This is a genomic window from Variovorax sp. FG153, from assembly GCF_057809595.1.
The window spans coordinates 1-7,457 of record NZ_JBMDKG010000094.1 but is presented as its reverse complement, the minus strand read 5'-3'; the positions used below and the strand labels follow the sequence as shown (position 1 = coordinate 7,457).

Annotated in this window: 4 protein-coding genes and 1 pseudogene; all 5 read right to left on the bottom strand. The window is 66.9% G+C overall.

The window, feature by feature from the left end:
* A partial coding sequence (locus ACODT0_RS42080) for a hypothetical protein (RefSeq protein ID WP_489044012.1) occupies positions 1 to 605 on the bottom strand: 605 nt, incomplete at its 3' end.
* Between the two features lie 26 nt (positions 606 to 631).
* On the bottom strand, positions 632 to 1,762 hold the full coding sequence (locus ACODT0_RS42075) for a DUF2827 domain-containing protein (protein ID WP_057597659.1): 1,131 nt from the start codon (positions 1,760 to 1,762) through the stop codon (positions 632 to 634).
* Positions 1,759 to 2,904 carry a DUF2827 domain-containing protein gene (locus ACODT0_RS42070; RefSeq protein ID WP_489044011.1) on the bottom strand — a complete coding sequence of 382 codons (1,146 nt, stop codon included), beginning with the start codon at positions 2,902 to 2,904 and terminating at the stop codon, positions 1,759 to 1,761. Before ACODT0_RS42070 ends, ACODT0_RS42075 begins: the two co-directional genes overlap by 4 nt.
* A gap of 84 nt (positions 2,905 to 2,988) precedes the next feature.
* Positions 2,989 to 4,383 (bottom strand): YadA-like family protein, encoded by a 1,395-nt coding sequence (locus ACODT0_RS42065; protein ID WP_296740316.1) that lies wholly within the window; start codon positions 4,381 to 4,383, stop codon positions 2,989 to 2,991.
* A 906-nt stretch (positions 4,384 to 5,289) separates the two neighbouring features.
* Positions 5,290 to 6,909: pseudogene (locus tag ACODT0_RS42060) on the bottom strand (hypothetical protein); the annotation flags it as partial.
* Positions 6,910 to 7,457: the final 548 nt, after the last annotated feature.

Genomic DNA, 7,457 nt, shown 5'->3' with positions numbered 1-7,457 from the left:
GCCGGTGCCGCCGGTGCGGGCGCCGCTGCCGGCGCGGCCGCAGCAGCCGCCGGATCGCGCCAGCCGTATTCGACATAGCGCCGGATCACCAGGCAGCCCGGCGGCGAATCGATCAGCGACACCGACGAAGTCGGCTCCTTGTCGTCGGTGTAGACCGTGTAGACCGGCAGCAGCTTGGTCGCGCGGTAGTTCGGCAGTTCCTGCTGGGCGATGCTCGCGCAGGTGAAGGGCGCCACCGAGATGCGCTCGGCCGCCACGGTGCAGGCGCCGCTGTCGTCGGGGATCGCGGTGATCGAACCCGCCACGCCGGCATTCGGGAACTCGATGCCGATCAGAGAGAACACCGGGCCGCTGTCGGGGCGCTTGCGGTCCCAGTCGAGCAGCACGTCGTGGCTGCGGCTGCCCTGCACGGTCAGCGAGGACAGCCGCGTGATCGCCGGCAGGCAGCGCTTGACACCCACGCTGGTGGCCGCGCGCGTGAGGGTGTCCTGCGGCGGCGCGGGCGGTGCCTGGGGCACGAGCACGCCCTGCGCGAAGGCGGTGGCCGCCAGGGTGCAGGCCGCGGCGCACGGCAGCAGACGAAGGAGAAGCGATGTCGGGGTCATGGGGGTCGTTCCGAAGTCGGCCGCGTTCAGGCGTAGAGCGCCTCGATCGCGGCGGTGTAGATGCGCACGTTCTCCTCGCCTTCGGGGTCCAGCCGCTCGAGCAGCGCCCGCGCGCGCTCGCGGTAGTTGGGCAGGTCGGCGTCGTGCTCGGCGAAGGCGCGCCGCAGCGCCCGGCCGCCGTCCTCGCAGTCGAAACCCTGGTAGCGGTAGCCGCAGTCGCCGATCAGGTGCGAGTTGTGCACCAGCGGATAGCCGCCGTACAGCGCCTCGTAGTAGAGGTAGTTCTGGCCATTCTCCCAATGGTGCGCGAACACGCAGTCGACATTGGGCGGCACCACCTGGTAGACCGGGAAGCGCCCCTCGAACGAGGCCAGCCCGTGCTGCACCAGGTCCAGGCTCTGGGCGAAGCCGACGAACAGCGGCTTCTCGCGCAGGTGGAAGCTGTTGTAGACCCACAGGCGCTCGATCAGGTCGGGCTGCGCGCGGTGCGCCGCCTCGCAGCCCAGCATCGGGATGAAGCTGGTCTTCACCATGCAGATGTTGGGCTCGAAGATCGCCACGCGCCAGTGCCGGCGCCCGGGCTCGTAGGCGAAGGGCTTGCCGCCGCCGCTGCGCGCCAGCGCGCGCTCGAGCACCATCGGGCTCCACAGATGCGGCATCAGGCGCACCGGCGTGCGGAAGGCGGCCTCGAAATAGGGTTTGCAGGTGGCCTCGTACTCGGGCAGCGTCCAGACCTCGTGGTAGGGCGCGAGCGTCAGCAGCAGGCCGTGCGGCTTGTCGAAGATCATGCGCTCGATGTCGATCACGTAGTCGTTGCCCACGCGCATCGACACGATCTTGCCGCCGCGCTCGCGGAAGGCCACGGCCCAGTCGCGCCCGAGCTGGGCGCTCATCTCGATCATCACGTCGAGTTCCTGCGCGGCGGTCGCCATGTCGATGATCGGCACCGGCGAATCGGCCAGGAAACCGGCCGCATCGGCCGGCGCGCCGTCGCCGCCGCCGGCCACGAGCACCGTGCTGGCCACGCGCGGCGAGCGCAGCAGCAGCATCACGAGGAACAGGCAGTTCTGGTAGACGCCGTTCTCCCACAGGCTCTGCTCGCCCTTGCGGATGAAGATCGAGACGCCGACGCGCAGCTTGCCGGGCATGGCGTTCATCGCGCGGCACCTCCGGCGCGGAAGTTCGCATCGCCGTCCACGAGGTGCAGCAGCCGCTGCGCATAGCCTTCGACGTTGGCGCTCGCCAGCGGATCGAGCGCGTCGAACACGCGCTGCGAGCGGGCCCTGTAGTCGTCGAGTTGCGCGTCGTGATGGCGCGCCGCGTTCAGCAGTTGCTCGACGCCGGCGCCGACCTCGAAGCCCGGGTAGTAGTAGCCCGCGTCGCGCAGCCAGGGCGAGTTGTGCACCAGCGGGTAGTTGCCGTAGAGCGCGTCGAGGTAGCTGTAGTTCTGGTCGTTCTGCCACTGGTGCGACACCACCGCGTCGGCGTGCTGCACCATGAAGCCCGCGAAGTCGTGCCGGCCATGGAAGATCGCCTTGTGCTCGCGCACGATGTCGAGCGAGTTCGCGAGGTAGAGCATGGTCGGGTGGTCCTTCATGTGCAGCGTGTTGAGCGCATGCATCCAGCTCACCGCCTTCGGATCGGCGCGGTAGGCGCCGTCGCAGATCAGCATCGGCAGGGTGCCGGCCTTCACCACCGAGATGTTGGGTTCGAAGATAGCGACCCGGAAGCCCGGCTGCTCGGCCGTGCGCGGCACGTAGCCGAAGCGGAAGCCCGCCGCCTCGACCTCGGCCACGCGCTGCGCGAGGAACTCGGGGGACCAGAGGTAGGGCACCACGTGCACCGGGCAGCGGTTGTACACGCGCATCATCGGCGCGAAGGTTTCGTCCTTGGGCAGCAGCCAGACCTCGTCGCAGCGGTCGGGCCGGCTGAAGTGCCCCTTGTCGGAGAACACGATCGGCTCGGCCAGCGACACGAAGGGCTGGCCCACGCAATGGAACACCACGCGCCCGCCGCGCGCCCGGAAATACGACAGCCACGAGACCTCGAGCGCACCCGCCATCTCGAACACCACGTCGAGCGCATCGGTGAGCTCGCGCGCCCGGCCGATCGCGAGCCCGCGCGCCGCGAGGTCGACCTGCGGCGGCATCACCGACTGGTCGCCCGCGTCGATCAGCGTGACCGACTCGACGAAGGGGATCTGCTGCAGCAGCCGGGCCAGGAACAGCACGTTCTGCCCCATGCCGTTCTCCCAGATGTTCTGGCCGGCGTGGGTGAGGACTGAAATACCGATGCGCATGGGCGATGAGTGTCCCTCAAAAAAGGAAGGCCCCCGCGCCCTGGGGCGTGGGAGCCTTCGCGGGGGCTTTTCTCTCCCTGTGACTTACTTCCACTTCCAGCCGATGCCGGCGTTGATGCCCCATTCCTTGCCCGTGGTCGAGAGGCCCGCGCCCCAGGACATCTTGCCGTCGTCCGACAGCGCCTTGAAGGTCAGCGCCACCGCGCTGTAGCCCTTGTAGCTGCCGAAGCCCACGCCCACGGTCTTCTCGCCGGGGTAGAGGGTCGGGAGGTAGGTGCCCGACATCGCGAACGCCATCGCCGTGCCCGAGTAGGCCACGCGCGCCACGTCGCCGATCTGGTTGCGCACGTCGTTCAGCTGCTGCACGTTGACCGCGTCGCCCGGCAGGATGCCCGGTGCCACGTTGCTGATGCGCGTGCCGCCCGCCGCCTGGCCGGCGCCCAGCGTGATCTGGTTGTAGTTGACCGACCCGTCGGGGTTGGTCTCGTACTGCACGCTGCTGGCCTTCGAAGCCGCCGAGGCCGCCTTGAGCTGCGCCACGTTGGTGGCGTCGCTGTCGGCCGAGCCCGCGGCCACGCCGGTGATCTGGCGGAACTGGCCGTTGGCCGCATCGCCGACCGACACCGCGCCCTGCGTGCTGGTGGTGGCCTTGATCGCCGCCTCCTGCGCCGCGGTGGCGCTGCCTGGCACGTAGCCGGCCACGCCCGCGCCCCTGGAGGCCACCGAGCCCGAGCCCAGGGCCACGCCGCCGGTCTGCTGGACCACCGCGTTGAAGCCGACGGCCGTGCCGTTCGAGACGTTGGGCGCCGCGCTCCTCGAGGTGCCGCCCGCGTCCGCGCTGTCGCCGATCGCCACGCCCTTGCCGCCCGCGCTGGCGCCCGCACCGATCGCCTGCGAACCGGTGGCCAGTGCCCCGCTGCCGATCGCGATCGCGTTCGTGCCCGTGGCCTGCGCCCCGAAGCCCACCGCCACCGCGCCGTCGGCCGTCGCCTTCGCGCCGTTGCCCGCGGCAAAGGAGTTCGCGCCGCTGGCCACCGATTGCGGCCCGATCGCCACCGACTCCTGGCCGGTGGCCTGCGAGTCGCCTGCGGTCGAGTTGGCGTGGAAGTACTTCGTGCCGTTGTTGTAGATGTTGGTGACGGTGCTGTTGGTGGTGCTCAGGCCGGTCGACAGGCTGCTCACGCCGCTGACGGAACTGCTGATGCCGGTCGAAAGGCTGTTGAGGTTGCTGTTCGTCGTGCTCAGCCCGCTCGACAGGCTGCCGATGCCGCTGGTGACGGTGCTCAGGCCGGTCGAGGTCGAGGTCGACAGGCTCGCGACATTGCTGTTCGTCGTGCTCAGGCCCGTCGACAGGCTGCCGATGTTGCTGGTCGCGGTGCTCAGCCCGGTCGACAGGCTGCCGATGCTGCTCGTGGCCGTGCTCAGACCGGTCGAAGTCGATGTCGACAGGCTGTTGATGCTGCTGGTCGCCGTGCTCAAGCCCGTCGACGTCGAGGTCGACAAGCTGTTGATGCTGCTGGTCGCCGTGCTCAGGCCGGTCGAAGTCGACGTCGACAGGCTGTTGATGCCACTCGTCGCAGTGCTCAGGCCGCTCGACGTGGAGGTCGACAGGCTGCTGACGGTGCTGTTCGTCGTGCTCAGGCCGATCGACAGGCTGCCGATGCCGCTGCTGACGGTGCTCAGGCCGACCGACAGGCTGCCGATGGAACTGGTCGCCGTGCTCAGGCCGGTGGAGGTCGAGGTCGAGAGGCTGTCGATGTTGCTGGTGGCGGTGCTGAGGCCGGTCGACAAACTGCCGATGGAGCTCGTTGCCGTGCTCAAGCCCGTGGACGTCGAGGTCGACAAGCTGCCGATCGAGCTGGTCGCCGTGCTCAAGCCAGTCGACGTGGAGGTCGAGAGGCTGCCAATGCTGCTCGTGGCGGTGCTCAGACCCGTCGAAGTCGACGTGGACAAGCTACCAATCGAACTCGTCGCCGTACTCAAACCGGTCGATGTCGAAGTCGACAGGCTATTGATGCTGCTGGTGGCAGTGCTCAGACCCGTCGAGGTCGACGTGGACAAGCTACCGATAGAGCTCGTGGCCGTGCTCAGGCCGGTCGAGGTCGATGTGGACAGGCTGCCAATCGAACTGGTCGCGGTGCTCAGGCCAGTCGACGTCGAGGTCGACAAGCTGCCGATAGAGCTGGTGGCCGTGCTCAGGCCCGTCGAGGTCGACGTGGACAAACTGCCAATGGAACTCGTCGCAGTGCTCAGGCCGGTCGACGTGGAAGTCGAAAGGCTGCCGATGCTACTGGTCGCCGTGCTCAGACCCGTCGAAGTGGACGTGGACAGGCTGCCGATCGAGCTCGTTGCCGTGCTGAGGCCAGTCGACGTCGAGGTCGACAGACTATCGATGCTGCTGGTGGCAGTGCTCAGACCCGTCGAGGTCGACGTGGACAGGCTGCCAATGCTGCTCGTGGCGGTGCTCAGACCTGTCGAGGTTGACGTCGAGAGGCTACCGATGGAGCTCGTTGCCGTGCTCAAGCCAGTCGACGTCGAAGTCGAGAGGCTATCGATGCTGCTCGTCGCGGTACTCAGGCCCGTAGAGGTCGACGTGGACAGACTTCCGATGGAACTCGTGGCCGTGCTCAGACCCGTCGACGTGGACGTCGACAGGCTACCGATCGAACTCGTCGCGGTGCTCAACCCCGTGGAGGTCGAAGTCGACAGGCTGTCGATAGAGCTCGTTGCCGTGCTCAGACCCGTCGACGTGGAGGTCGATAGGCTGCCGATCGAACTCGTCGCGGTGCTCAAGCCAGTCGAGGTCGAGGTCGACAAGCTACCGATGCTGCTGGTCGCCGTGCTCAGGCCCGTGGAGGTGGAGGTGGACAGGCTCCCGATGGAACTCGTCGCGGTGCTCAGCCCCGTCGACGTGGAGGTCGACAGGCTGTCGATGCTACTGGTCGCCGTGCTCAATCCGGTCGACGTCGATGTGGACAGGCTGCCAATCGAGCTCGTTGCCGTACTCAGTCCAGTCGACGTCGAAGTCGACAAGCTGTCGATGCTGCTCGTCGCGGTGCTCAGACCCGTGGAGGTCGAGGTGGACAGGCTACCGATCGAGCTCGTTGCCGTGCTCAGGCCAGTCGAAGTCGAGGTCGACAAGCTATCGATGCTGCTGGTCGCAGTGCTCAGACCCGTCGAGGTCGACGTGGACAGACTGCCGATGCTGCTCGTTGCGGTGCTCAGACCTGTAGAGGTCGACGTCGACAAGCTGCCGATGGAGCTCGTGGCCGTGCTCAACCCGGTCGACGTGGAGGTCGACAGGCTGTCAATAGAGCTCGTTGCCGTGCTCAAGCCAGTCGATGTCGAGGTCGACAAGCTACCGATGCTGCTGGTCGCAGTGCTCAGGCCCGTCGACGTCGAGGTGGACAGGCTACCGATGGAGCTCGTAGCCGTGCTCAAGCCCGTGGAAGTCGAGGTCGACAGGCTGCCAATCGAGCTCGTTGCCGTGCTGAGGCCAGTCGAAGTCGATGTCGACAAGCTATCGATGCTGCTTGTTGCCGTACTCAGCCCCGTCGAAGTCGAGGTCGAGAGGCTGCCGATGGAACTCGTTGCCGTGCTCAGGCCCGTGGAGGTCGAGGTCGACAGGCTACCGATGGAACTCGTCGCAGTGCTCAGACCCGTGGAGGTCGAAGTCGACAAGCTGTCGATGCTGCTCGTGGCGGTGCTCAGACCCGTCGACGTGGAGGTCGACAGACTACCAATGGAACTCGTCGCCGTGCTCAAACCGGTCGACGTCGAAGTCGAGAGGCTATCGATGCTGCTCGTCGCGGTACTCAGGCCCGTAGAGGTCGAGGTGGACAGGCTCCCGATCGAGCTCGTTGCCGTGCTCAGACCAGTCGACGTGGAGGTCGACAGGCTATCGATGCTGCTCGTCGCGGTGCTCAGACCCGTCGAAGTCGACGTGGACAGGCTGCCGATCGAACTCGTTGCTGTGCTGAGGCCAGTCGAAGTCGATGTCGACAAGCTATCGATGCTGCTGGTCGCGGTGCTCAGGCCCGTAGAGGTCGAGGTGGACAGGCTACCGATCGAGCTCGTTGCCGTGCTCAGGCCAGTCGACGTGGAGGTCGACAGGCTATCGATGCTGCTGGTCGCGGTGCTCAGGCCCGTGGAGGTCGAGGTGGACAGGCTACCGATGGAACTCGTTGCCGTGCTCAGACCAGTCGACGTCGAGGTCGACAAGCTACCAATGGAACTCGTCGCAGTGCTCAAGCCGGTGGAGGTCGAAGTCGACAGGCTATCGATGCTGCTGGTTGCGGTGCTCAGCCCCGTGGAAGTCGAGGTGGACAGGCTACCAATGCTGCTCGTCGCAGTACTCAGACCCGTCGAGGTCGACGTGGACAGACTGCCAATGGAGCTCGTTGCAGTGCTGAGGCCAGTCGACGTCGAAGTCGACAGGCTATCGATGCTGCTGGTTGCGGTGCTCAGGCCCGTCGAGGTGGACGTGGACAGGCTACCGATCGAGCTCGTTGCCGTGCTGAGGCCAGTCGAAGTCGATGTCGACAAGCTATCGA

What these genes read in the sequence shown, in the direction of transcription:
- ACODT0_RS42070 (WP_489044011.1), bottom strand. Translation starts at nt 2,904, where the DNA reads ATGCGCATCGGTATTTCAGTCCTCACCCACGCCGGCCAGAACATCTGG.
- ACODT0_RS42075 (WP_057597659.1), bottom strand. Translation starts at nt 1,762, where the DNA reads ATGAACGCCATGCCCGGCAAGCTGCGCGTCGGCGTCTCGATCTTCATC.